This is a genomic window from Ruegeria sp. (assembly GCF_040830605.1).
In the GTDB taxonomy this organism is placed as follows: Bacteria; Pseudomonadota; Alphaproteobacteria; order Rhodobacterales; family Rhodobacteraceae; genus Ruegeria.
Genome location: NZ_JBFOMD010000011.1, coordinates 14662 through 40000, shown reverse-complemented (window position 1 = coordinate 40000; position 25339 = coordinate 14662). Strand labels below are relative to the sequence as shown.

Below are 25339 nucleotides of genomic sequence, written 5' to 3'. Positions count from 1 at the left end.
AAACTCAGGCCAGAAGAGGCAGGAATGAATCTGACAGAGCAAAGAAAACGCGCCCTGGCGCGCGGGGGGCGTTTGACCAAGTGGAAAGGCAAGGTAGCGAGTATCGCGCCCTCGGTTTTTTTGTGTTCGGTGTCCGCGCTGGCGATCTCTGCCGGTGAGGTCCGGTCGGACGTGATCGACTCGGCGCAAACCAGCGCCTTCGTCAGTTCCGATGACGTGGATCACACGATTACCGCATCGGGTTCGATCAATGTCGATCCGCTCGCCACGTCCGGACTGGTCGTAATCAATGTCAGCGAATATTCCAGCACGCTGGAAAACGCGGGTCAGCTGATCTCGGACGGCGGACTCGTCCGCAACCGCGCCGGGATCGACATCAACGGGGACGTTTCGGGCAGGGTGGTGAACTCCAACCTGATTACCCTGGGCGAAACCAACGGAGACAGCGCGGATCTCAGGGGTATCGACGTGGCCGGAACGGTCTCGGGCACCGTTGAAAACACCGGCACCATCCGTATCGCCAACTCTGCCCTGACCTTCGGCACGGCAGTCGGCATCGCGGCGGATAACATCGCCGGAGATGTGTCCAACAGCGGCACAATCGATCTGCTGGTCGAGACAAGCACTCAGGCCGACGCCAACGGCATCCAGGCAAACACCGTGGACGGGTCCGTCAGCAACAGCGGCGCCATCACCATCACGGTTGCGGGCGACGGGTCGCGCGGCGATGCAAATGGTATCGTTCTGGATACGCTCAACGGAACTCTGGAAAACTCCGGTCAGATCACGGTCGATGCGTCGGGCGGGTCCAGAGCCGGCGCAGACGGTATCGAGGTCATAACCCTGGATGGCACCCTGATCAATTCCGGCAATATCTCGGTCTCGGGCAATGCGACCTCGAATGCGAATGGTGACGCCCTCGAAGTGCTCAGCATCAGTGGACGTCTGGAGAATAGCGGCAACCTTACGGTGTCGATGACCGGCAGCGACACAGGCTCCGCTTCCTTCGACATCATCGAGTCGCTGGACGTGAGCGGCAGTGTTCTGAACACCGGCACCCTCATCGGCGAGGCGACAGCGGGTCGGGCATCCGTTGACGGGATCGACGCCGGAGACATCAGCGAAACCGGCAGTTTCGAGAACGCAGGCTCGATCACGGTCGAGGCGACGGCCACGACATCCAGCGCCTATGCGGACGCGCTGGAATTCTCGACCATCGACGGATCGGTGACAAACAGCGGCACCCTGTCCGCGGTCGCAAGCGGCGTCACCTCGGCCCGGGCCAGAGGGATCGAGGCCAGCGACATCAACGGCACCTTGTCGAACAGCGGTGCTGTCACCGTCCAGGCCGATGCGTCCAGCGGGTCGGTACGGTCGCAGGGGATCGACGTATCCGATATCGACGGGCAGCTCAGCAATACCGGGGCGCTGACCGTGTCCGCCACGGCAACCTCTCAGGCATTGTCTCAGGGGATTTCGGCGCATGAGGTTTCCGGCACGCTCAACAACAGCGGTTCGATGTCCATCGTTGCCAACGGCTCAACCGCGACCGCCGAAGGGATCGACGTCTTTAACGTCACCGGCACGGTAAGCAACAGCGGGACACTGACGGTTCAGGCGGTTGGCGATTATTCCGCCTCTGCAACCGGCATCGATGCCCGCGATATCGGCGGCCAGTTCTCGAACACCGGGATGATCTCGGCCACCGCGCAGGGCTCCTCGGCCGTTGCCGAGGGCATCGACATGAGCACCGTCACAGGCACCGTGACCAACAGCGGCGATGTGACGGTATCGGCAACAGGCGTCTCATCCGCACATGCAAACGGCATGGATATCCGCGATGTCGACGGGCAGGTCACCAATTCAGGCGCCATCACGGTGGCCGTTGAAGGTGAGTTTGCGCGGGGCGACGGGATCGAGGTGGATGATATCACCGGGTCCTTTGTCAACGCCGGCACGCTGACCGTGCAGGCCACCGGCGCCTCAACCGCCAATGCAACCGGCATCGAGGCCGACACTATCGGCGGCAGCTTTTCGAACTCAGGCGATATCGTGACATCCGCCAGCACCGCAGGCGGCAGCTCGGTCTCGGCCTATGGCATTGAGACCGACAATGTCGAGGCCGGCGGAACCCTGACGAACTCTGGGGCGATAACGGTTCTGGTACAGGGCGACAGCGCGCTTTACGCGGACGGGCACGGTTTCTCGCAAGGCCACATCAACGGCACGCTGACCAATACCGGGGACATCGCGGTCTCGGTGAGCGGCAGCCGGGGTGAAGAGGCGATGGCCTTCGGCATCGACGCAGGCGACATCGGCACCGACGGACAGTTTTCCAACGCGGGTGCCATCAATGTTGCGCTGGCCGCGACCGATGTCACCGATGCAAGCGCCTTTGGCATCGACGTTTCCCATATCGAAGGAACGTTTGAGAACAGCGGCGATATCGCGGTCCAGCTTGAGCACAACGGCGGCCTGTCTGCCGCTGCGCTGGGAATGGAGCCCAACGACATTCTGGCGGATGCCACGTTCCTGAATTCCGGCGCGATCTCGGTCTCGGCCGCCGCAACAGACGTCTCAGACCTGTTTGCGCTTGGCATCGCCGCGTCGGACGTGGACGGCATGTTGGAGAATGCAGGCGACATCTCGGTCTCCGCCACGGGCGATCAATCCGTGCGCGCCTATGGTCTGGGCGCCGGAACGCTGTCATCCGATGGTGTGCTGACTCACAGCGGCTCGATCGCGGTTTCGGCCCAGGGCACCGACGTCGAGGCCTATGGCCTCTACGTGGATGCCGCCCAAGGCACGGTCAACGTGACCGGAGACATCTCCGTCACGTCGTCCGGCGACGCCTATGCGGTGTTTCTGGGGGATGGCGGCGGCACGCTGAACATCGAGACCTCGGCGGATATAGACGGTACAATCCGTGTAAGCGATCATGACGTGAACCTGAAGAACGTGGGCGAAAGACGCGTCTACCGGTTCCAGGATGACGACACCGCAAACGGGACCTTCACGACCGAGTTGACCTCCGCCACCCAAGGGTGGTTCGTGGATGACGAAGGCGGAAGCGCGCCAGTCTACGCGACATTCGACACCGACGACGTTCAGCCCAACAGCAATCAGGCCTTCGAGATCGCCGGGCTGTCCTACACGCTTGGGCAGCAACTCAACCGCGCCTCGGGGGACGGTGTCGGTGGTGGGGATTTCACCCTCAGCACCAGCGGCAGCGGCCCGATCGAAGGCTTCCGGCCTTACGTCCTGATCTCCGGCAGCCGGAGCGATCGCGACGGCAGCGGCAGCGCCCCCGCGCTCTCGTCCAACATGTGGAGCGTCAGTGCTGGGCTGACACGCGATCTGGGCACCGGGCTGCGATACGGGTTCGGAGCCAGCTATCTGGAAAACGACGGCACATTCGGGGCCAGCTCCTTCGAGACCTCGGGGGCCTACCTCAGCGCCATCGTCGCCCAGAACTTCGGTTTTGCGGATGTGAGTTTCGGGCTGGGCTACGGCAATCTGGACCACAGCGAAACGCGCACGATCATCGGTGCGTCCAATGCTAACGCGGACTATTCCAGCGACATGTTCACCGCCCTTGTCGCGGCTGAGCGCGAGCTGGCCCTGACGAACGGAATGACCCTGACCCCGCGGGCAAGCTTCCTCTATGGCGAGCAGAACCTGGATGGGTACACCGAGACGGGATCCGTGACGAACGCCACCGTGGGCGACCGCAAAATCACCTTCAACGAAACCCGGATCGGAGGCGCGTTTGCCACCCCGGCCGCAGGCGGAACATTCTCGGCCTCGCTGGCGGCGGTGCATCAGGACGCCGACGCGCCCTCGGCCATCGACGTCGTGATCTTCGGCAACAGCGCGACCCTGGCGTCCGGCGGCAGCGGCTCGGATACGTTCGGCGAACTGGGCCTCAGCTATGAAAAGACCTTTGATCATGGCGGCAGTTTGCTTTTGGAGGCGAAATCCACGCTGGGCGCGGACGTATCGACGCAAGGTGTCTGGGCCTCCTACGAGTGGCGGTTCTGAAGCCTGCAGGCGATCCCTGAACCGCGCCTGCCCCGGGCAGCGCGGTCAGGGAGACGGGCCGATTCTGCTAGTGAGCGGATGCAGCTCTCAACAAACAGGGCGCCCTGGACTCCAGCCAGGGCGCCTTATGCGTTGAAAAAAACTGTCACGGCGTATCTTTCCGGACGGCGGCGATGCAGCAGGTCGGCTAACAAGGATAGGGCGCGATCTGACGATGTGATATCCTGTCCCCGTCAACCCCAGTGCCAATTGCCAACCGATCCGGCCCGATGCCGAACCAAGCCGCAATCGTGTTTCCAATCCTCGTTATGCTGTCCTCGCAGCCAATTCAGGCGGAGGCGATTGATCCCTGTGCGCTCCTCACCATGCAAGACGCCGAGCAGCACTTGGGACCTGCCGTCGACGGGCCGCTGAACACGCCGGACACCTATTGTGGATACTCCAATGCGGCTTACCAATCGGTCGCAGTCAGCATTGAGGACGCCAGCGGCTATGCCGACGGCAGCGCAAGGGATCTGGCGGACAAGCTGAACGAAATACAGCGCGCCAGCAGCTTCACGGCGGATTTCCCGCCCTGGCAAGTGGTCGAGATCCAAGGGTATCTGGCCGTGGGTCAGGAGCTGTCAGACATGGCGTCCGTTCGGGTCGTGCGCGGCGAGGTGGGTCTGCTGGTGGTCGCGCCCACTCTAGACATCGCCATTGAGTTGGCGCGGGAATTGGCGTCCCGGGTGCCATAAGTCCTGCCTGTTTGCTTGGATCACATCCGTTCCGCCATCTGGCTCACTTTGACCATGGCCGGTGGGTGTTCCCCTCATGCGACCGTCAAATCGCCTCCCACTCCAATCCGAACTTGGCCATGTACTTTCGCAACCGGTCCGCGTCGTTCTGCGTTTTCCGCTTGCTGCGCGACACCGAAAACAGGGTACGCCCGGCCTCGCTCAGGCTGGAGGACCCGCGGCAGACCCGGATGACCTCGGCAAGCTGGACCAGATCGAACCGGTCGAGGTCGTTGACCCCCTCCCCCAGCACGGCGTGAACCAGCCGGAAATCGTGGTCCGCATCCGCCCGGCTCCACCCGCTGCGAAGGGCTGCGATTTCTTCGTCCACCATGGCGCGCGTGATCCGTCCCCGGGGTGCCAGAGTGCACAGCCGCCGGACCGAGGCACTGAAATCCCGGAAGTTGCCGGGCCAGGGAGTGGCCGGGTTTTCCGCAAAGCGCAGAAACTTCTCGCGCGCGTCGGTGTTGAAACCGACCTGAACGCGCAGGCTCTTCTCCGAGCGGACAAGCTCGAACGCCAGATTGGCCTCGATATCCTCGCGCCGGTTCCTCAGCGGCGGCAGCACGAAGCTCCACATATCAAGCCGCGCCAACAGATCGGGGCGGAACTTGTCGTCGGCGGCCAGCGCGCGCAGGTCACGGTTGGCGCCGGCAATCACCTGAAACCGGCTGGTCACCTCATGATCGGAGCCCAACGGGTAAAACCGCCCGGTCTCCATCGCGTGCAACAGGATGGATTGGGCATTCGGGTTCAGCTCGTCCACCTCGTCCAGAAACAGGACTCCGCCATCGGCCTCGCGCAACAGCCCGCTGCGCTCGGACCCGGCCTGACCGGTATAGCTGCGGCGCTGGCCGAACAGGGATGCCAGCGCATCAGGACCATTCAGGGTGGCGCAGTTGACATGGACCAGCCGGCCCTTGACCCGGCGGCGATCCAGTTTGAGGTTGTAGATCCGCTCGGCCAGTTCGGTCTTGCCGGTGCCGGTTTCGCCCAGCAACAGGATCGGCTCATCCGAATTGCTGGCCACCAGTTCGATCCGATCGATCAGGGTGTTGTACGCGGCGTTTTTCGTTTCGATCCCGCCCTTCAGCTGATCGCTGTATTCGCGCGAAAGCTGATCGAACCGCTGTTGCAGCGCGTTGTACCGGCTCAGGTCCAGATCGATGATGTCGAATTTCGGCGCATCCTCGCCCGGCCCCGGTGGCCCGGTCTGGATGAGACGGGCGGGGATGTGACGGCTTTCAGTCAGCAGAAACCAGCAAATCTGCGCCACATGCGAGCCGGTGGTCAGGTGAACGTGATAACGCTCGCGCTCTTCATCGAACCCGTAGGTGCGCGCAAAATCGAAGAGCTTGCCATAGACCTCCTGAAAATCCCACGGATCGTCCAGATCCAGGTTCTGCAACAGAACCTCGGTATCCGGCGATGCTTCCTGAATCTCGCGCTGCACCTGCCGCGCCAGACGATGGAAATTCATATCGTACAGAATCTCCAGCCGCTCGATCGGGAAATCCTCATGCTGGATCAGGCTGAGCGTCGGCCGCCAGCGCCGCTTTTTGCCCATATCAAGCTGTGTGCCCAAAAAGCCCAGAACGACATTCTTCATATGTATATCCATTTGGATAGATTTGTATCTAAACGTATAGTATTTGGAAGAACCCATTTCGGCAATATCCGGCTTTATGATTTAAAAACAAAACATTAAGCGAAAATCGATTTCTTGTCGGAAACCAGAGCGTTCCGTGCCAAAACATCCTCGCTAACTAAGAGGATCAGAGAAATGGCAAACAAATCCGTGTTTGCATCGATTAAAGGCCGGTTGCTGCCAAAGGCAACTGCAAGGAACGCCCACGCGGCACCGGCCTACGCTTATTCCGATGCACATGCCCTGGCTCAGGTTGCCGTGACCGGAACCTTTGGGGGCATGTTCTATCAGTCTCCGCAGGAGGAACTGGAATATGTCGTGGACGTGGCTGAGGCCGTCGACACGCGGTTTCTGGCCCGGGCGGCGATCTATGCGCGCAAGAGCGGGCACATGAAGGACATGCCGGCGGTGCTGCTGGCGGTTCTGGCCCGGCGCGATCCGGTGCTCTTCCGCGCCGTCTTTGATCGCGTGGTCGACAACGGCAAGATGCTGCGCACGTTCGTGCAGGTCATACGCTCGGGGCAAACCGGGCGCAAATCCCTGGGGTCGGCCCCGAAAGCGATGGTGCAGAACTGGCTGAACGCGGCTTCCGACCGGGCGCTGCTGAACGCCAATATCGGCAACGATCCGTCCCTGGCTGACGTGATCAAGATGGTGCACCCGAAACCGGCAAGCCCGGAACGGGAGGCGCTGTTTGCCTGGATCGTCGGACGCCCGTGCAACGCGGCGCTGCTGCCGCAGGCCGTGCGCGGCTGGATGGCCTACAACGAGACCGGCAAAGGGCCGGTTCCGGATGTGCCGTTCCAGATGCTGACGCAGCTCGATCTGTCCGCCCACGACTGGGCGCGGATCGCGCGCAACGGGTCGTGGCAGATGGTGCGCCAGAACCTGAACACCTTCCACCGCCACGGCGTTTTCGGCGTGGCCCGGAGTGTGGAGCACGTGGCTGCCCTGCTGCGCAACCCCGAGGCCATCGCCAAGGCGCGTGCGTTTCCGTACCAGTTGATGGTGGCGGCGCAGAACGTGGCCGCGGACATGCCGCATCAGATCGTGGACGCGCTGCACGATGCGATGGAGATCGCGGTGCAGAACGTGCCGAAGATCGCGGGTCAGGTTGTCGTCTGCCCGGACGTGTCCGGCTCGATGACCTGGTCGGTGACCGGGTATCGCCCGGGCGCGACCTCGGCCGTTCGCCACGTGGACGTGGCCGCATTGACGGCGGCAGCGTTTGCGCGGGTGAACCGTGGGTGTCAGGTGCTGCCGTTCGACTTCGACGTGCGCGATGTACGTCTGAGGCCGCGGGACACGATCCTGACCAATGCCGAGCGTCTGGCCGCGCTGGGCGGTGGCGGAACCAACTGTTCCGCACCGCTCAAGTGGCTGAACGGTCGCGGACGGTCGCCGGATCTGGTGGTGTTCGTGTCTGACAACCAGTCGTGGGTGGATGCCCGCACGGGCGGTCAGGCAACGGCGATGATGAAAGAATGGGAGGTGATCAAGCGTCGCAACCCGAAGGCCAGACTGGTCTGTATCGACATCGCCCCATACGGGACCACGCAGGCGCAGACCCGCGAGGACGTTCTGAATATCGGCGGGTTCTCGGATGCGGTCTTTGGCCAGATCGCGGCATTTGCCGCCGGTCGGGCCGGCTCGGATCACTGGGTCGGCAAGATCGAAAAGATCGAACTTTGAAAACGGGTCAGGCGGAATGCCTGCGGGACTACAGCTGCAACCTGTCGGATGTCTCGCAAACACACTTGTCCGCCTGACCCACCCGGGATGAGATGAAAGGAACAAACTCGGCGAATGCCGGTGGAACTACAGATTGTCACTCTCCAGGTCGCGGGTTCGAATCCCGCCATCGCAGACGCGATGTAGCTCAGTCAGGTAGAGCAGGCGTTTCACCATGGTCGCGATTTGCATGCAAACGCGACCGCCTTGTCGCCGGGACTAAACGAAACCGACGAAGATGGGCTCGTGTTGGATAGAGCGCCGCATTTGCAAGCGGTAATCGAAGGTTCGATTCCTTCATCTTCGCAGCAGGAGGAATGCCTGCGAGACTACATCTGGTGCTGCCTGTTCGATTCAGGCTCGCCCTTCGGGGTTAGAATGTCTCGCAACCGATTGTCCTCCTGACCGGAAACGAAAGGATACCCCCGGCGAATGCCGAAGGAACTACATGGCTCAACCTGACCGGAGACCGAGCGGGTTCAACTCCCCTCCTTGCCGGCGCCCAGACGGCAAACGCATCTGCCCATTCAGATGCGGGGCGGGTCTCCGGGTTGTTTCTTCTCCCCTTGTCGCCGGGGCCAGACATGATCGGTTGTAGCTCAGCTGGCAGAGCAGCGGGTTGTTACCCCGTGTGTCGCAGGTTCGAGCCCTGCCAACCGAGCCAGAGAAACGAAAGGAAATCATCCGGGGGAATGCCCGTGGGAGTACATCGCTCGAAACGATCCGCCGAAAGGCCTCTCATGAACCTCTTGTCCCCCGGGCATAAGTATCACGGCGAATGCCGACGGAACTAAAGTCACCCCCTTGTTGTCGTGACTGGTGTTAGAGTGAGTTGAACAGATGAGTGAAGAAAACACATACGACCCGGTGACCGGGGACCACCTGAAAGACTGGGGCCATCGCCCCGGCAAGCATTTCCCGGCGCTGCTGGCAAAAGCCAACGAGATGCGGGCCGAAGGGTTCGGGCTGGTACGCATCCGGCAGGAGCTGGAGAGCGAAATTCCCCCCGCGCCGATTCAGATGAAGCTGCGCGCGACCGGTGACGTTGCTTATTTCGAGAACATCGAAAGCAGCCACCCGGACGAACAGGACAACATCGGCAAGGTACGCGAAACCATGGGCGAGCTGATGCGCACGCCCACGATCGAGGCCGGTGCCATCATGCCCGACGCCTGCCCGGCAGGTCCGGTCGGAACCATTCCGGTCGGCGGTGTGGCCGCGGCACGCAATGCCATCCATCCGGGGATGCATTCCGCCGATATCTGTTGCTCGGTGATGATTACCGATCTGGGTCATGCCGACCCCAAGGCGGTGCTGGACGCCGCGCAGTCGGTCACGCATTTCGGCCCGGGTGGCCGCCCGCAAGGCAAGCGGTTCACGACTTCGCTGAAACTGCTGGACGCGTTCCGGGAAAACCCGTTTCTGGACAACCCTAAATCCGTGCGGATGGCGCAAGAGCATATGGGGACGCAAGGCGACGGCAACCATTTCCTGTTCGTCGGACGCTCGCGCAAGACCGGGCGCACGGCGATCGTGACCCATCACGGGTCACGCGGGCCGGGTGCTGTTCTGTATAAGCACGGGATGCATGTGGCTGAAAAGTTCCGCAAGCAGCTCTCGCCACAAACCGCGAAACAGAACGCCTGGATCCCGGCAGACACCGAAGAGGGGCGCGACTATTGGGAGGCCCTGCAACTGATCCGCAAGTGGACCAAGGCAAACCACAACGCGATCCATCAGGCGACGGTCGAGGCCGCGCGCATCGGCGATGTCGGCGACCGGTACTGGAACGAGCACAATTTCGTCTTCAAACGCGGCGATCTCTACTACCACGGCAAGGGGGCGACCCCGGCATGGGATGACTATGCGGCGGATGCCACGGGTCTGACGCTCATCCCGCTCAACATGTCCGAGCCTGTGCTGGTCGTGCGCGGCAAGGACGCCAGGAAAGGGCTGGGCTTCTCGCCGCACGGGGCCGGGCGCAACTTCTCGCGCTCCGAGCACAAGCGCCGGATGGGGTCGGTGACGCCGGACCAGATGCTGAAGGCCGAGACCGAGGGGCTGGATATCCGCTTTCACGCCGGCGGGGTCGACGCGTCCGAGCTGCCGTCCAGCTACAAGAGCGCGAAAAGCGTCGTGGCGCAGATAAAGTCCTTTGATCTGGCCGAGATCGAGGATTACATCGACCCCTATGGGTGCATCATGGCGGGCGATGTCCCTCCGTTCTGGGCGAACAAGAGGAAGGGGCGGCGCTGAACCAAAGCGGCGCGGCCCCCACAGTGGAAATCGAAAACTCTGCAAATTAATTCGATTTCGCTCTAGAACTCCGCTTCCGCCCGGAACTTCATCGAGATGCCGCCATCGGGATGCTTCAGCCGCAATTCCTCGGAATGCAGCATCAGGCGGGGGAAATCGCGCGCGGCGCCCTCCGCGTAGAACGGGTCGCCCAGGATCGGATGGCCCAGCGCCTGCATATGCACCCGCAACTGGTGCGAGCGACCGGTCCTCGGGCTGAGCCGGACGCGGGTCGCGCCATCCTCATAGCGCTGCACCCGCCATTCGGTCACCGCCGGTTTGCCGGTCTCGTGACAGACCATCTGCCGGGGCCGGTTCGGCCAGTCCACGATCAGCGGCAGGTCGACGGTGCCGGTCTTGGGCTCAAGCCGCCCCCAAACACGGGCGACATAGGTCTTCCGAGTCTGCCGCTTCTCGAATTGCAGCCCAAGATGGCGCTGCGCATGGGGAGTCTGGGCAAAGACCATCACGCCGGACGTGTCCCGATCCAGCCGGTGCACCAGCAGCGCCTGCGGGAACGCGGCCTGCAGCCGGGCCAGCAGGCAATCGGCCAGATGCTCTCCGCGCCCCGGCACCGACAACAAACCGGACGGTTTGTTCACCACGATCAACTGCGCATCCTCGTGCAGCACGTCCAGCGGCGTTCGCGGGGGATCATAGGTCTCGCTCATGCGCGCCTGCCTATCGCAGGGCGCCACCTCCCGCAACGTCGTCCTTGTGCGCGCGACGCGCTTCCGCAACCCTTGGCGCAACCGGGAAAGGAGAGATCATGCACCCCACCATCGCCAGACTGCAGGAGGTCGTGGCCAAGGGCGACGAAAGCCTGATCCACGAATTGCTGGCCGAGGACGTGCGGTTCATGCCGCCGACCTATTACAAGACATGGACAGGCCGCGCGCCGGTGGCTGCCGTGCTGGGCCATGTGGGGCAGGTGTTCTTGGATTTCCGCTATCGCCGGGTCATGGGCGAAGGCATGGATTGGGCGCTGGAGTTTCAGTGCAAGGTCGGCGACCTGGATGCCGTAGGCGTCGACCTGATCACCCTGAATGACGCGGGGCTGATCCAGGAGTTCGAGGTGGTCATGCGCCCCTACAAGACCGTCGGCGCCCTGCGCGATGCGATGAACGCGCGGGTGATGACTGATGCGCGGTTCCTGAAGTTCCGCGAGGCGCTGACCTGACCATGCCCACCCCGATCGCCGCCGACCAGATCCTGCGCCTGCCGCTGTTGCCTGTTCTGGCGGCGCAGGGCCTGTGGGTGCGGCGCACGGCCCGGCTTTTGCCGGAACCATCGGGGTCGCGCGCAGGGTGCGAGGGGCAGGGCCCCCGGCTGCGGCTGCTGATCGCGGGCGACAGCTCGGCAGCGGGTGTCGGGGCCGAGACGCAGGCGCAGGCGCTCTCGGGCCAGCTCGTTCAGCGCCTCGCCCAAGACTATCGCGTCGCGTGGCGGTTGGAGGCCACCACAGGGCACACCACGCGCGACACGCTGGACCGCTTGCGGCAGATCAACGGCCCGTTCGACGTGGCGGTGACCGCGCTGGGTGTCAACGACGTGACCCGGGCCACAACGCGGGCGCAGTTCATGGCGCGCCAGACCGCGCTGCTTAAGCATCTCACCGGCCCGCTGGGTGCAGATTGTGTGGTCCTGACCGGCGTGCCGCAGATGCAGCGCTTTCCGGCATTGCCACAACCGCTGGCCTGGGTTCTGGGCCAGCAGGCGGCGCGTCTGGATGCAGGATTGCGCAAGGTTGCCGCCCGGTTTCCGCAAGCCCACCATCTGTCGCTGGATTTTCCCGACGATCCCGCCCTGGCAGCGCCCGACGGCTACCACCCCAGCCCGCGCGCCTATGCGCTATGGGCCGAGCGGCTGGCGCAGGACATCCACGCTCAGACCCGGGCGCGCATCTGCCGGACCAGCGGCACCGAATAGATCACCAGCGCCGACCAGATCATCGGAAAGGCGATCATCCGACCCCGGTCCAGCGCCTCTCCGAACACGAAAATGGCCGTTAGAAAGATCATCGTCGGTGCGATGTATTGCAGGATGCCGATGGTCGACAGCCGCAGCAGCTTGGCGCCATTGGCATAGATCAACAGCGGCACCGCCGTCACTACGCCTGCCCCGATCAGCAGGGCGGTGTCCATCGTCGGCGCCCCGAAATGCCCGCCACCCCCGGCGCCCAGCCAAAGGACATAAGCCAGCGCGGGAAGAAGCAGAATCAGCACCTCAAGCAGAAAGCCCTGATTGGGACCGATGGGCAGGGATTTCTTAAAAAACGCATAAAACCCCCAGGTCACCATCATGCCCAGCGCCGCCCAGGGGATCTGCCCCGCCTCCAGCACCAGAACCAGCACGCCCAATGCCGCCAGCAGCACCGCCGCCAACTGCACCTTCGTCAGGCGCTCGCGCAGCAGAACCGCGCCCAGCGCGATGCTGAACAGCGGGTTGATGTAATATCCCAGCGCCGCGTCCAGCGCATGATCGTTGGCAATCGCCCAGACGAAGATCGCCCAGTTGATCGAGATCAGCGCCGCCGTCAGGCACGCCATGCCCAACATCTTCGGATTGCGCAGCGCCGCCTTCAAATCCCGCGTCCGCCCCAGCGCGATCAACAACAGACCCGCAACCGGAACCGACCAGATCACGCGATGCGCCACGACCTCGACCGGGGGAATATGGGCAATCGTCTTCATGTAGAGCGGCAGAAACCCCCACAGCAGATACGCCGTGACGGCAAAAGCCAGCCCCTGCGGCGTGTCCACATTCTCGGAAGGGTGAGGCTGCTGCGCCATCTCGGTCTCCACACGATTCTGGCGGCCTTTATGGCAGGGCAGACGACAAAGGAAACACCTTAAACTGTGCGATGCGCCATCACGGTTTGTGATGAGCAGCGGGTCGCATCGACCCGGCGGCTTTCAGGTTTTCCTTATTGCGAGGCTCTGCCTCGCGCTCCGGGATATTTATGAACAGAAGAAGCAGGGGAGCGTGTTCTGCCCTTCTTCTGTTCGAAAATATCCCAGTGGGGTGAACAGGCTTCCCGGAAACTGTCCGGTGGACAGTTTCGCCTGTGAACGGGCGGAGCCCCGGACGCGACGCGCGACGGGGGCAGAGCCCCCGTCCGGCGACCCGCTCAGACCTTCACCCGCTCGGATTTCGGATCGTACATCGGCTTCAAGGAAGCTTCTGCTTTGACCTTCACACCACAGACGTCAATCTCGTAAGTCGAGCCCAGCACGTCCGCCGCCTTTTCACCCTCGCATGGCACATAGCCCAGGCCGATGGCGCCACCCAGCGTGTGGCCGTAATTGCCCGAGCTGAGATAGCCCACATATTCGCCGTCACGGAGGATCGGCTCGTTGTGGAACAGCAGCGGTTCGGGATCGGTCAGCTTGAACTGCACCAGACGGTTCTTGGGCCCGTTCTCCTTGCGCGCGATCACCGCCTCGCGCCCGATGAAGTCGCAGCCCTTGTCGACTTTGACGGCGAAACCCAGACCGGCATCGACCACATGATCTTCGCAGGTGATGTCATGGCCGAAATGGCGGAAGCCCTTTTCGATCCGGCAGCTGTCCATCATGTGCATACCGCAAAGCTTCAGACCCATGTCCTGACCCGCCGCATGCAGCGTTTCAAACACGTGGCCCGCCATGTCGGAGGAGACATAGACCTCCCAACCAAGCTCACCCACGTAGGTCACCCGGTGAACACGAGCCAAGCCCATGCCCAGCTCGATCTCCTGCGCGGTGCCAAACGGGTTGGCGGCGTTCGAGAAATCGTTGGGCGAAACCTTCTCCAGCAGCGCGCGCGCGTTCGGGCCCATGACCGCCAGCACGCCTTCGCCCGCTGTCACGTCGGTGATGGTGACGCGGAAGTCACTCACATGGCGCATCATCCAGGTCTGGTCGGCCAGTCGGGTGGCGGCGGGGGTGACGACAAGATAGGCGGTCTCGGACAGGCGTGTCACGGTCACGTCAGCCTCGATCCCGCCGGTGCGGTTGAGGAACTGGGTATAGACGATCTTGCCCACCGGCACTGCGTAATCGCCGCCGCCGATATAGTTCATGAAGGCCTGCGCGTCCGGCCCCTCGACCCGGATCTTGCCGAACGAGGACATGTCGTACATGCCCACATTCTCGCGCACGGCGCGGTGCTCGGCGGCCGAGTTCTCGAACCAGTTCTGGCGCTTCCAGCTGTACCGGTATTCGCGCTCCTGCCCTTCGTTCGCAAACCAGTTGGCACGTTCCCACCCGGCCAGCTCGCCCATAACCGCGCCCTGTTCCAGCAGATGGTGGTGGAACGGCGTCCGGCGCACGCCGCGCGCGGTGGCCTTTTGGCGATAGGGATAGTGGTCGGCGTAGAGCAGGCCCAGCGTCTCTTTCGAGCGTTCGAACAGGTACTGCTTGTTGCCCTGAAACGGCTGCATCCGGCTGATGTCCACATCACCGAGGTCAAAGGGCTTCTCGCCCGTATCCATCCACTCGGCCAGTGCCATGCCGGCGCCCCCGGCAGACTGGATACCGATCGAGTTGAAGCCCGCCGCGACCCAGATATTGTCCGTCTCGGGCGCGAGGCCCAGATGATAAGCATCGTCGGGCGTGAAGGATTCCGGGCCGTTGAAGAAGGTGTGGATACCGGCCTCGGCCAGAATCGGCATGCGTTCACATGCCGCCTCCAAGATCGGTTCGAAATGGTCGAAGTCCTCGGGCAGCTGGTCAAACTCGAACGTGTCCGGGATGCCCTCCATCGCCCAGGGCTTGGCGTTGGGCTCGAACGCGCCCAGCAGGATCTTGCCCGCATCTTCCTTGTAATAGGCGCATTCATCCGGCACGCGCAGCACCGGCAACTGAGTCAGGCCGTCGATGTTTTCGGTGACGATGTAGAAATGCTCGCAGGCGTGCAGCGGCACGTTGACACCCGCCATGCGGCCCACTTCGTGGCCCCACATGCCCGCGCAGTTCACCACCATGTCGCATTCGATATGGCCCGAGGCGCTGCCATCGTCGGCCACCCAGTCCACGCCGGTGACGGTGCGGCCCTCTTTCACGATATCGGTGACCTTCACCCGCTCCTTGACGATGCCGCCGCGCTGACGCGCGCCCTTGGCCAGCGCCAGCGCGATATTCGCCGGATCGCCCTGCCCGTCGAGCGGCAGATGCACGGCGCCCTTGACCCCTTCGAGGTTCAGATGCGGATAAAGCTCCTGCACCCGCTCATTGGAAATCTCCTCGACCTCGACGCCAAAGGCGCGGGCCATGGCGGCCTGACGATAGATCTCTTCCTTGCGCTCTTCGGTCAGCGCCACGGTGATCGAGCCGTTGCGCTTGAAGCCGGTGGCCACGCCGGTCTCTTCCTCCAGCGAGCCGTAGAGTTCCTGGCTGTATTTCGCCAGCTTGGTCATGTTCGCCGTCGCACGCAGCTGGGCAATCAGACCAGCGGCATGCCATGTGGTGCCGGATGTCAGCTGCTTGCGTTCCAGCAGCACAACATCGGTCCAGCCTTTCTTGGTCAGGTGATAGGCAACCGAACATCCGATCACGCCGCCGCCGATGATGACCACACGGGCCTTGGTGGGAAGATCAACCATCCTCATCTCTCCGAATCTTCAGATTTGCCGCATCCTGCCATGGGAAGGCGGCAGAAAATCCACCAAAAACGTCACGCCAATGGCGATAATCACCCCGGCCCGACGGCTCTCCGCTGACGGCGCAGGACAAAGGGCGTGATGCCGTAAAAGCTCTTGTAGACCGCCGAAAATCCGTTCGGGAAGCCGCAGGCCAGACCGATCTCGCGCACGCTCATGGTGGTGTTGAGCAGCAGGTTGTTGGCCTTGGCCAGCCGCATCTCGCGGTAGAACCCGTTGGGGGTGGTGCCCAGATAGGACTTGAACTTGCGTTCCAGCGAGCGGTTCGACAGGCCCAGCGCGTTGACCAGTTCGTTGATCGGCACCGGTTCTTCGATATTGGCCTGCATGATCTTGATGCACTGGTCCAGCGTCTGATCGCCGGTAGTGGTGGTCTTGATCCCGGAAAACGGCTGCATCGAGCTGAAATCACGGATGTTTTCGTGCAGCATGATGTCGGCCACGGTCATCCGCGCCGCGCCCGAGATATGCCGCCCGATCACCGCCAGAGCCACGTCCACCGTGGCCCCCATCCCGGCGCAGGTGACGACCGGGCCATGTTCGGTGGCAATCGAGAACTTGGCATCGAACCCGGCGCCGCGCTCGCGCAGGAACGAGGCGTTTTCCCAATGCGTCGCGTGATCCTCGGCGCCCTTGTCCTTGATGTAGCGACTGGCGGCCTCGGCCAGCAGGAACACCTTTGCATCGCGATAGGTGTAGTCCGAGATCACGCGCGCCAACGACAATTCCGGGTTGTCCGGATCGGTGTTGCCGATCACAAAGACATAATCCGCACGCGGCTGCGCCGGGATCGGGTCGGTCGGCACATAGGCCCCGGCACTGCTTGAGACCAGCCCACCCTTGAGCGAGCGGTAGGTAAAGGTGAAGGGCGGCATCGGGCAAACACGGTTGGCGATCCGCAGCACGTCCACCACGCCCGCCAGCTCGGTCAGCACAAAACCATCGGCCACGATGATGTCGAACTGCCATTGCCGGGCAATGCCGGATGCCGATGCGTAATCTCCTCTGACTGCCATGTCGCCGCCTCCTCAGACGATCTCGTGCCCGGCGGCGCGCAGCGTGCGGGCCAGCTCGGCGATGTGATCGGGACCAACCTCGCAACAGCCGCCGACGATGGTGGCACCCTGTTCGACCCAGCCCATAGCGAGGGTTGCATAGGCGTGCGGGCCGAGATCCTGCCGCTGTTCCAGCGCATCCACGGTGGGCGCGTCCTTTAGGAACCCGTCAGAAATCCGGGTGAAGCCGTTGGCATAGGCCCCGAACGGGCAGCCCAGCCCCTTGACGATCTCCAACGCCGCCGGGATCGCCTCGGGGCGGGAACAGTTTATCAGCACCGCTGCGGGGGCAAAGCGCGCGACCAGCGGCGCAATGTCGCCCAGCGGCTCGCCCGAGCGCAGGCAGGTGCCGTTGTCGTCCATCACCGTCAGCGCCAGCCACACCGGCCTGCCACAGCCTTCCGTGCCGCGCAGGGCGCCTTCGCCCTCCTGCACCGAGGACACGGTTTCGATCAGGAACAGATCCACGCGCGGCGCCATCAGGGCCACAAGCTCGCCGAACTTCTCCGCCGCGTCCGCCGGGTCAGGGTTCAGGTCGGGCCGGTACGAGGCCAGAAGCGGCCCCAGTGCTCCGGCGATCCGGCTCCCGGTTCCCGCGCGGGCGCGCTCGGCCTGCGTCAGGGCGGTGTCGATCAGGGTCGGCACCTGATCCTCCATCCCCACCCGCACCAGGCGCGAGCGGTGGACGGCATAGGTGTTGGTGGTGGCAACCGTGGCGCCGCAGCGAAAGTATTCACCATGCACCTCGCCCACCAGATCGGGATAATCGATCATCACCCGCGTCGACCACAGCGGCGTCGCCCGGTCGCCGCTGCGTTTCACCAGTTCCTGCCCGATCGAGCCATCCAGAAGCGTGATTTGTGCCATGCGAGCCTCTTACGGAATCAGAACCAGTTTTCCGGGCAGGGCCTTGGACTGAAAGTCCTCCTGCGCGGTTGCAATGTCGCGCAGCGGATAGGTCTTCGAGATCAATGGCTTGATCCGGCCCTCATTGATCAGGGTGACAATGCGGTCAAAAACCTCGGGCGCCTGATGGGTGCAGCCGTGGATGGTGATGTCCCGCAGGTAGATGTCGCGCAGATCGGCCTCGACCATTGGCCCTGCGATGGCCCCCGAGACGGCATAATGCCCGCCGGGTTTCAGCGCCAGGATAAGCCCGGGCCAGGCCGGGCCACCCACCACGTCGATGACGATGTCGAACATGTCCCTGGGCAGCGGCGCGCACCGGTCAAAGGTCTCGGCCGCGCCCTGCGCCCTGACCACCTCGGCCTTGGCCGGGCTGGTCACGCCCCAGACCGACGCACCCCGCAAGGCGGCCAGTTGCACCGCCGCCAGCCCGACCCCGCCCGAGGCACCGGTGATCAGAACCTTGTGCCCGGCAGTGACGCCGGCCCGGGTCAGCAGGTTCTCGGCGGTGCCGAACGCACAAGGTATGGCGGCAATCTCCGCATCCGACAGCGGCGAGGCGGTGACGTCATAAAGGTCCCCCGCCGCAACCAGACAGTATTGGGCAAAGGCGCCGTCGATTTCCGAGCCCAGCGCGATGAAGCCCTGCGGATTGCCGGGGCGCGGACGCGGCAGGTTGATCGGGCAGGTAACCCGCTGCCCCGGGCTGAACCCGGCATCCGGATCGGCCTCTTCGACGATGCCGCACAGATCCCCGCCCTGAACCCGGGGAAAGACCAGCGCACCGCCCCAGCCGCCTGCATCCACCTCCTGATCCACAGCATCCGTCGCGCCGGTCACGTCCGGGGAATACCACCCAACGCGGGTATTGATGTCGGTGTTGTTGACCCCGGCGGCTGCCACCCGGACCAGAACCTGCCCCGGCCCGGGGACCGGAACAGGAATGTCTTCGCGCCATTCCAGCGCGTCCGGCCCGCCATGCCGGGTGAGATAGACGCCTTGCATCAGCCGGGTCATCGCTCTCTCCTTTTCACGGGCGGGCCGGGTCCGTCACATCAGGCGCGCAGGCGCTCGTTGGCCGGATCCCACAGGGGTTGGTCCTGCTCGACAATCGCGCGGCGCTTCTCGCCGTAGATCTCGACCTCAAGCTCGGTGCCCGGGTTGGCAAGCTCGGCCCGGATCATGCCCAGCGCGATGGACTTGCCAACGCGATAGCCCCAGGCGCCGGACGTGGTCTCGCCCACGATCTCGCCATTCTGCCAGATGCAGGACATATACGGCGCGTCGCAATCGCCCGCATCCACCGTCATGGTGACAAAGGCCTTTTTCACGCCCTGCTGCTTTTCGCTCAGGATCGCCGCCTTGCCGGGGAAGTCCTGCGGCTTGTCGAGCTTGACGAACCGCTCCAGCCCGCCTTCCAGCAGCGAGTAGTCGGAGCTCAGATCGCCCTTCCAAGCGCGATAGCCCTTTTCGATGCGCAGGGAATTCAGCGCATACATGCCGAACGGCTTGGCACCTGCGGCAAGGATGGCCTCGTAGATCGCAGGCATATGCTCGTTGAGCGCATGCACCTCCCAGCCCAGCTCACCGGCAAACGAGACCCGGATCAGATAGGCAGGCTGGCCCGCAACGGTGGCCGACTGATGGGTCAGCCAGCCCGAGGACAGGTCCGCGTCAGTCAGACCCGACAGGATCTCGCGCGATTTCGGACCGGTGACGATCAGCGTGTCGCGGGTGGTGGTCACATCCTCGACCGTAACACCGGCAGGCATCACGTTCCGCAACAGGTCGCGGTCATGCCATTGCGCGGGGGCGGCGGTGATCATCATGAACTCATCCTCGCCCATGCGGACACAGGACATCTCGGTCAGGATGCGGCCGCGGGGGTCCGAGATATAGACCAGGTTGATGCGCCCCACCTTGGGCAGACCACCGGTAACCAGACCGCGCAGCGCCTCTGCGGCACCCTCGCCCTTGACCATGAAGCGCGAGAAACCCGGCAGATCGAGCACGCCGCAATGGTCGCGCACGGCCTCGCATTCCTCTTTAATCCGTTGTTCCCACGGGCCCGACCGGCCCCAGGTGTGGGTGCTTTCCTCGGACACATCATCGCCCGGCTGCGCGAACCAGTTGGCACGCTCCCAGCCATTGTAGGCGCCCATGACACCGCCCAGTTCCCTGACCTTGGCATGTACCGGCGACAGCTTCTTGTCCCGCGCGGCGGGCCATTCGTGATGGGGGAAATGCATGGAGTATTCGTTGCCGTAAGTCTCCATCCCCTTTTTCACGCAATAGTCGTGATCGGTGTAGTCGGTGTAGCGGCGCGGATCGACCGCCCACATGTCCCACTCGGTGGCGCCATCGACGATCCATTCGGCCAGCACCTTGCCCGCGCCGCCGCCCTGGGCGATGCCGAAGGTAAAGACACAGGCCTCGAACGCGTTCTTCACGCCCGGCATCGGGCCGATCAGCGGCAGCCCGTCCGGCGCATAAGGGATCGGGCCGTTGATGACCCGGGACACACCCGAGGTCGCCATCAGCGGCACCCGCTCCATCGCATCGGTGACGATATCCTCGATCCGGTCCAGATCGTCCGACCAGAGCTGAAAGCTGAAATCGTCGGGCATCGGGTCCGCGTCGGTATCCCAATGCGCCTTGCAGTTCGGCTCATACGGGCCAAGGTTGAAGCCGTGCTTCTCCTGCCGCAGATAGTACGAGATATCGACGTCGCGCAGCAGCGGCAGCTTGCTTCCGCCATGCGCCTTGGACCACGCCTCAACCTCGGGGATTTCGTCGGTCAGCAGGTACTGGTGGCTCATCACCATCATCGGCACGGTGCGCCCGCCATACGGCTTGAACCACTCGCCGACGCGCTGTGCGTAATACCCGGCGGCGTTGACCACATAATCGCAGTCGATAACGCCTTTCCCGGTATGCACGGTCCACGTCCCGTCCTGATGCTGGGTCACACCGGTGGCCGGGGTGAAGCGCAGGATGCGGGCGCCCATGTCGCGCGCACCCTTGGCCAGCGCCTGCGTCAGCTGCGCCGGGTCGATGTCACCATCGCTGGGATCATACAGAACACCTTCGAGGTCATGGGTTTCCAGGAACGGATAGCGCTCCTTCGCCTCTTCGGGCGACCACATCTCCATTTCGATACCCTGATAACGGCCCATGGCGCGGGCGCGCTCGAATTCCTGCACCCGTTCCTTGGTATGCGCCAGACGGATCGAGCCCGACTGGTGATAGTTCATCGGGTAATCGACCTCTTCCCCCAGCCGCGAATACAGCTCGGTCGAATAGCGCTGCATGTTCATGATCGCCCACGAGGTCGAGAATGTCGGCACGTTGCCCGCCGCATGCCAGGTCGAGCCGGCGGTCAGCTCGTTCTTTTCCAGCAGAACGCAGTCGGTCCAGCCCTTCTTGGCCAGATGGTAGAGCGAGGAGGTCCCCACCACACCGCCACCGATAATGACCACGCGGGCCTTTGTCGGAAAATCACTCATGTCTTTCTGTTCCCTTTATTCATGCCTCTTGAGGCAGGTCGTCCGTGATGTCGTAGTAGTCTCCCTTGTCCGCCACAAAGATGTGACGGGCGAGGGTCAGTCCGGTGGGCGCATTCAGCGCCCCCATGGAGATCGAGATCGTGTCCTCGTCATTGTGCTTCCAGAACAGGAACGATCCGCAATTGCTGCAAAAGCCGCGCTTGGCGATGTCCGAGGCGCGGAACCAGCCGAGCGTGTCGCTGGCGGCGAAACTCAGGTTGTTTTCGTGGGTCGAGGTCGAGGACCAGACATGGCCTGACTGCCTGCGGCACTGGCCGCAATGGCAAGCCGAGGGCGGAGAGAGCTCTCCGTCGATGCGGAAGGCGACCGAGCCGCACAGGCAGGAACCGGTATGCATCTGTTTACCCTCTTGCTGCGGGCGTGGTGCTGGTACCCAGCAACACACCGTAGATGATGAAACAGGTGGCCATGACCCGGCGCACCCAGGCATTGAACACCGCCCCCATTGCCGCGCGGCCCATCAGGGCACCGAGCAGCGTGAACCCGGTATAGCTAAGCGCGGTGATGGTCAGCGCGGTGGGCATGATCACGGTCATCTGCTGCCAGATCGGCACGCCGGGCTGCACGAATTGCGAAAACGCGGCGAGGTAACCCGCAACGCTCTTGGGATTGATCGTCGCGATGGCAAGCGCGTGCAGATAGATGTGGCGCGCCGGACGTTCGGTGGCAGGCACAGGCTTGGTCGCATTCATCCAGCCCCGCACTCCGAGCCAGATCAGAAACCCCGCGCCAATGAGCTTGGCGGCAAAGAACCCGGTCGGAGAGGCGGCGATCAGCGCCGTGACCCCCAGCGCCGACAGGATCAGAAACGCGCTGGCCTGCGTCAGGATCGCCAGCACGCCCAGCAGCGCCTTGGCAAAGGGCAGGCTCATCCCGTTCGAGATGCAATTGACCGCGTTCGGCCCCGGGGTGGTGACGAAGACCACCCAGAACAGCGCGAATATGGTCCAGGCCTCGAAGCTCATCAGTACACCGGTGGCGCGATGACCCAGACGGCCACGGCAGGCTCGTCATAGGGGTTGGCCCATTGATAGGGTTCGTTCCGGATCCGGAAACTGTCGCCTGGGCCGACGGTAAAGAACCGGTCGCCGATGGTCAGCTCCAGTCGGCCCGAGACCATATATCCGACCTCCTGCGTCGGGCGCTCGGCCGGGTTCTGCATCAGCGACCGGGGCTGGAACGTGGAATGCACCATCTCGAAATCGTCGGTCAGATCGGGCGAGAGCAGCTCTTCGATCAGCCCCTCGTAACCCGACCCCATGGCCCGCCGCGCCCCGGCGCGCACCACGTACCCCTGTTCCTCGGCGGGCACCGAATGATGCGCGAACAGCATCGACATCGGCACGCCCAGACACTCGGCGATCAGACGCAGGTCCGAGATCGAGGGCTCGGACTTGTCGCGCTCCACCTGGCTGAGCCAGCCGACGGATCGGTCGAGCCGCTCGGCAATGTCCACCAGGGTCAGCCCACGCGCCTTGCGCAGGGCCCGCAGATCGGCACCCAAGGTTGCACTTTGTGGAGCTTGACTGTTCAAGGCTGTGGTCCGGGTCGTGAAAAATTCTCGCTGATTTTCACGATGCCGCGAATCGATGAAATTTCCAAACGTTTTTTCATTGGCCATCGGATTCTTACTCGGCTATCCCGGCGGCCATGTGGATCGCGATCATGTATCTCTGGATCGTCAACGGGGTGACGGTGCTGGCCTTCGGCTGGGACAAGCTGCAGGCCCGCCGGCGGCGCTGGCGCATTCCGGAACGCAGGCTGCTATGGCTGGCGGCCATCGGCGGCAGCCCCGGCGCGCTGGTCGGGCGCTGGATCTTCCGTCACAAAACCCGCAAGCGCGGCTTCGTCAAATGGCTGTTCATCATCGTCGCGATCCAGGCCGTGGTCGGCTATTTCCTGCTGACGGAAATCCTGCCGGACCTGCGGTGACCTGCTCCGCGCTCCACTACGTCACGCCGCACCGGCCTCCCCGCGTATGACCCGGCCCAGCACGACCGGCGAGAAATGCGCCTGTCCGCTGGGGCCAAAGACAAGCTTCTGCAGCTTGGCAAAGGCTTCGATGTAATGCGCGTATGAGGCCAGGTTGACGCCGCTGGGCGCGGGCAGCATCTCACCCAGCATGCCGCTATAGCCGCGGACACTGATCTCCATCTGCGCGCGCGACAGGCCCAGTTGCGCCTCGGCGGCGATATTGGGAACGGTGACCTGAACGCTGCTCTTGAAAGTGGTCGCCTCGATCTTGAGCTGCACCGCGACACCGATCTCGACCCGCTGGCCCTCGATCTCGCGGACCGTATACATCTTGGCCTCCTGCACGACGCCAACGGATTTACCCTCGGCATCGCCTTTCAGCAGCCCCGCGAACCAGCTCATCTTGCCGCTTGCCTCGCGTGTATAGGCAACCGAGGTGACAAAATGCTGATCCAGCGTCACCACATCGTCCGGCGCACCGGCCGCCGAAGGCGCAAGCCCCTCCTCGCCAGACTGTCCGCCCATGCGGAACCGGTAGCCGGACAGGGTTTCATCGCCATCGAGCAGCGGGATGTAGGTGAGTGCGTCTGACATGTCATTCAATCCAAATCGGGTTCAAAGAATGACAACAGGTTAGCACATCGCCCCATCTGGCCAAAGTTTGCTTAGATTCACGTGGAACGTCGTGAAGCTTTGACTCGAAGAGCGTGATTTTCTGAATCCGATAAGTGAACCGCGTTGCGCGTTGCTGGCCCAAACGTCAGGCATATCTGACCCGACGTCGGCTGTGCGAACGAAGCGGCAATTAGACTTTTACTGCCCAATGACCGCTTCCAGAACGCGATCCCTAAATTTAACCCAGCAATACCAGGCGCCATACGGGGGACGCGTACACAAAGGCTGCCCGATCAGTCCGTTGCGAAGCAGTAGAACAAGCCCGCCCCGCCAGAACGCGGCAGATGCTCCTCTCCGCAGCCGCGCGAGCCGTGCGATGAGTTCCAGGACACCATGTTTCGGGCATCGTTCAGACCTACACGGTCATGGTGCCCGACAATCGCAGATCCGTCTTCACTATTCGAGGTCCAGTTGCTGCACGTCGTATCGCCGCCTGCCGTCGAGAAGTGTCCGGCGGAATCGGAGCCGGTCAGAATGTCGTGTTTGTTCGGCTGACTGCCACGCCCGTTAACAGGGTTACCGTTTTCGTCGAGCGCGGTTTGCAGATTAATGTTCACGCCATCGCTGTGCAGGTCTTCGACATTGTTGGCGATGAGCTCTCCGTTGGCATTATACCATGGACCCGATCCGATCCGGTCGCGTGCAGAAATGCCATTTGTGATTGTCATCGGGTCGGTGCTGCGATCAATGGCCATGGAGGCGCTCAGATAGGCAGCAAAGGTCTTGGAAGAACCGGTCGCCGAAGCAAGCGCATTGCAATGAGCGTCGGCGCCATCGAGCCCACCTAGATTGGCACCGTCACCCTTGCCCACACTGGTGACGAAGAAAGACATCTCCTCGCTTCCCGATTGCGCCTGTGCGGTCGCCGCGAAACAGCAGATTACAAGCGCCGCGACCCCATGAACGGCTGTTCTGATGGTGAGTTTCGACATGTGTGCCTCCCTTCGTGCTGTGTGATCACCGATGCTAAACGCATGCACTGATTGGGTCCACGGGATGGCGCTCACGAATTGGAGAACTCAGCAGTGAAG

At 63.1% G+C, this 25339-nt stretch carries 20 protein-coding genes and 2 tRNA genes; 9 read left to right on the top strand and 13 right to left on the bottom strand.

Annotated elements, in window-relative coordinates:
- Window positions 1–24 precede the first annotated feature (24 nt).
- Together AB3N21_RS16430 and AB3N21_RS16425 are read left to right on the top strand one after the other, a co-directional pair.
- Entirely contained in the window at window positions 25–4041 is a 4017-nt protein-coding gene (locus AB3N21_RS16430; protein ID WP_367936235.1) for a beta strand repeat-containing protein, read from the top strand.
- A 269-nt stretch (window positions 4042–4310) separates the two neighbouring features.
- Window positions 4311–4778 (top strand): hypothetical protein, encoded by a 468-nt coding sequence (locus AB3N21_RS16425; protein WP_367936234.1) that lies wholly within the window; start codon window positions 4311–4313, stop codon window positions 4776–4778.
- Window positions 4779–4863: 85 nt separating this feature from the next.
- Here the strand turns inward: AB3N21_RS16425 and rtcR are convergent, their stop codons facing one another.
- Window positions 4864–6426 (bottom strand): RNA repair transcriptional activator RtcR, encoded by a 1563-nt coding sequence (rtcR, locus tag AB3N21_RS16420; RefSeq protein WP_367936233.1) that lies wholly within the window; start codon window positions 6424–6426, stop codon window positions 4864–4866.
- A gap of 174 nt (window positions 6427–6600) precedes the next feature.
- On the opposite strand from rtcR, the gene AB3N21_RS16415 reads away from it, so the two are divergent.
- The 4 genes from AB3N21_RS16415 to AB3N21_RS16400 all read left to right on the top strand — a co-directional run bounded on the left by AB3N21_RS16415 (window position 6601) and on the right by AB3N21_RS16400 (window position 10452).
- Window positions 6601–8157 carry an RNA-binding protein gene (locus AB3N21_RS16415; RefSeq protein WP_367936232.1) on the top strand — a complete coding sequence of 519 codons (1557 nt, stop codon included), beginning with the start codon at window positions 6601–6603 and terminating at the stop codon, window positions 8155–8157.
- A gap of 272 nt (window positions 8158–8429) precedes the next feature.
- A tRNA-OTHER gene (locus AB3N21_RS16410) sits at window positions 8430–8503 on the top strand.
- Window positions 8504–8784: 281 nt separating this feature from the next.
- Window positions 8785–8860 (top strand) — tRNA-Asn (locus AB3N21_RS16405).
- 176 nt (window positions 8861–9036) lie between these two features.
- A complete protein-coding gene (locus AB3N21_RS16400; protein ID WP_367936231.1) occupies window positions 9037–10452 on the top strand; it encodes an RtcB family protein in 1416 nt (471 codons plus the stop codon).
- Between the two features lie 62 nt (window positions 10453–10514).
- On the opposite strand, the gene AB3N21_RS16395 is transcribed toward AB3N21_RS16400, so the two are convergent.
- Entirely contained in the window at window positions 10515–11162 is a 648-nt protein-coding gene (locus tag AB3N21_RS16395) for an RluA family pseudouridine synthase (protein ID WP_367936230.1), read from the bottom strand.
- 98 nt (window positions 11163–11260) lie between these two features.
- Here AB3N21_RS16395 and AB3N21_RS16390 point away from each other — a divergent pair, with 98 nt between their 5' ends.
- Window positions 11261–11671 carry a nuclear transport factor 2 family protein gene (locus AB3N21_RS16390; protein WP_367936229.1) on the top strand — a complete coding sequence of 137 codons (411 nt, stop codon included), beginning with the start codon at window positions 11261–11263 and terminating at the stop codon, window positions 11669–11671.
- Window positions 11672–11673: 2 nt separating this feature from the next.
- Window positions 11674–12420 (top strand): SGNH/GDSL hydrolase family protein, encoded by a 747-nt coding sequence (locus AB3N21_RS16385; protein ID WP_367936228.1) that lies wholly within the window; start codon window positions 11674–11676, stop codon window positions 12418–12420.
- Here AB3N21_RS16385 and rarD read toward each other — a convergent pair.
- The 9 genes from rarD to AB3N21_RS16340 form a co-directional block, all read right to left on the bottom strand.
- On the bottom strand, window positions 12378–13283 hold the full coding sequence (rarD, locus tag AB3N21_RS16380) for an EamA family transporter RarD (RefSeq protein WP_367936227.1): 906 nt from the start codon (window positions 13281–13283) through the stop codon (window positions 12378–12380). The two genes, AB3N21_RS16385 and rarD, sit on opposite strands and share 43 nt — an antisense overlap.
- Window positions 13284–13621: 338 nt before the next feature.
- Window positions 13622–16075 (bottom strand): FAD-dependent oxidoreductase, encoded by a 2454-nt coding sequence (locus tag AB3N21_RS16375; RefSeq protein ID WP_367936226.1) that lies wholly within the window; start codon window positions 16073–16075, stop codon window positions 13622–13624.
- Between the two features lie 89 nt (window positions 16076–16164).
- Window positions 16165–17148, bottom strand: a complete 984-nt coding sequence (locus tag AB3N21_RS16370; protein WP_171177744.1) for a GlxA family transcriptional regulator — start codon at window positions 17146–17148, stop codon at window positions 16165–16167.
- Between the two features lie 12 nt (window positions 17149–17160).
- Window positions 17161–18054 carry a homocysteine S-methyltransferase family protein gene (locus AB3N21_RS16365; protein WP_367936225.1) on the bottom strand — a complete coding sequence of 298 codons (894 nt, stop codon included), beginning with the start codon at window positions 18052–18054 and terminating at the stop codon, window positions 17161–17163.
- A 9-nt stretch (window positions 18055–18063) separates the two neighbouring features.
- Window positions 18064–19110, bottom strand: coding sequence for a zinc-binding dehydrogenase (locus AB3N21_RS16360; protein ID WP_367936224.1), 1047 nt, complete (start codon window positions 19108–19110; stop codon window positions 18064–18066).
- 38 nt (window positions 19111–19148) lie between these two features.
- On the bottom strand, window positions 19149–21599 hold the full coding sequence (locus AB3N21_RS16355) for an FAD-dependent oxidoreductase (RefSeq protein WP_367936223.1): 2451 nt from the start codon (window positions 21597–21599) through the stop codon (window positions 19149–19151).
- Between the two features lie 19 nt (window positions 21600–21618).
- On the bottom strand, window positions 21619–21996 hold the full coding sequence (locus AB3N21_RS16350) for a GFA family protein (protein WP_367936222.1): 378 nt from the start codon (window positions 21994–21996) through the stop codon (window positions 21619–21621).
- A 4-nt stretch (window positions 21997–22000) separates the two neighbouring features.
- On the bottom strand, window positions 22001–22624 hold the full coding sequence (locus tag AB3N21_RS16345) for a LysE family translocator (RefSeq protein WP_171177753.1): 624 nt from the start codon (window positions 22622–22624) through the stop codon (window positions 22001–22003).
- Window positions 22624–23193 (bottom strand): helix-turn-helix domain-containing protein, encoded by a 570-nt coding sequence (locus tag AB3N21_RS16340; RefSeq protein WP_171177755.1) that lies wholly within the window; start codon window positions 23191–23193, stop codon window positions 22624–22626. Before AB3N21_RS16340 ends, AB3N21_RS16345 begins: the two co-directional genes overlap by 1 nt.
- Before the next feature lie 116 nt (window positions 23194–23309).
- Between AB3N21_RS16340 and AB3N21_RS16335 the strand changes: the two genes are divergently transcribed.
- Complete coding sequence (locus AB3N21_RS16335; RefSeq protein WP_367936221.1) at window positions 23310–23591, top strand: DUF1294 domain-containing protein; 282 nt, start codon at window positions 23310–23312, stop codon at window positions 23589–23591.
- 21 nt (window positions 23592–23612) lie between these two features.
- Here the strand turns inward: AB3N21_RS16335 and AB3N21_RS16330 are convergent, their stop codons facing one another.
- A complete protein-coding gene (locus AB3N21_RS16330; RefSeq protein WP_367936220.1) occupies window positions 23613–24227 on the bottom strand; it encodes a hypothetical protein in 615 nt (204 codons plus the stop codon).
- Window positions 24228–24541: 314 nt separating this feature from the next.
- Complete coding sequence (locus AB3N21_RS16325; RefSeq protein WP_367936219.1) at window positions 24542–25240, bottom strand: hypothetical protein; 699 nt, start codon at window positions 25238–25240, stop codon at window positions 24542–24544.
- Between the last annotated feature and the right edge of the window lie 99 nt (window positions 25241–25339).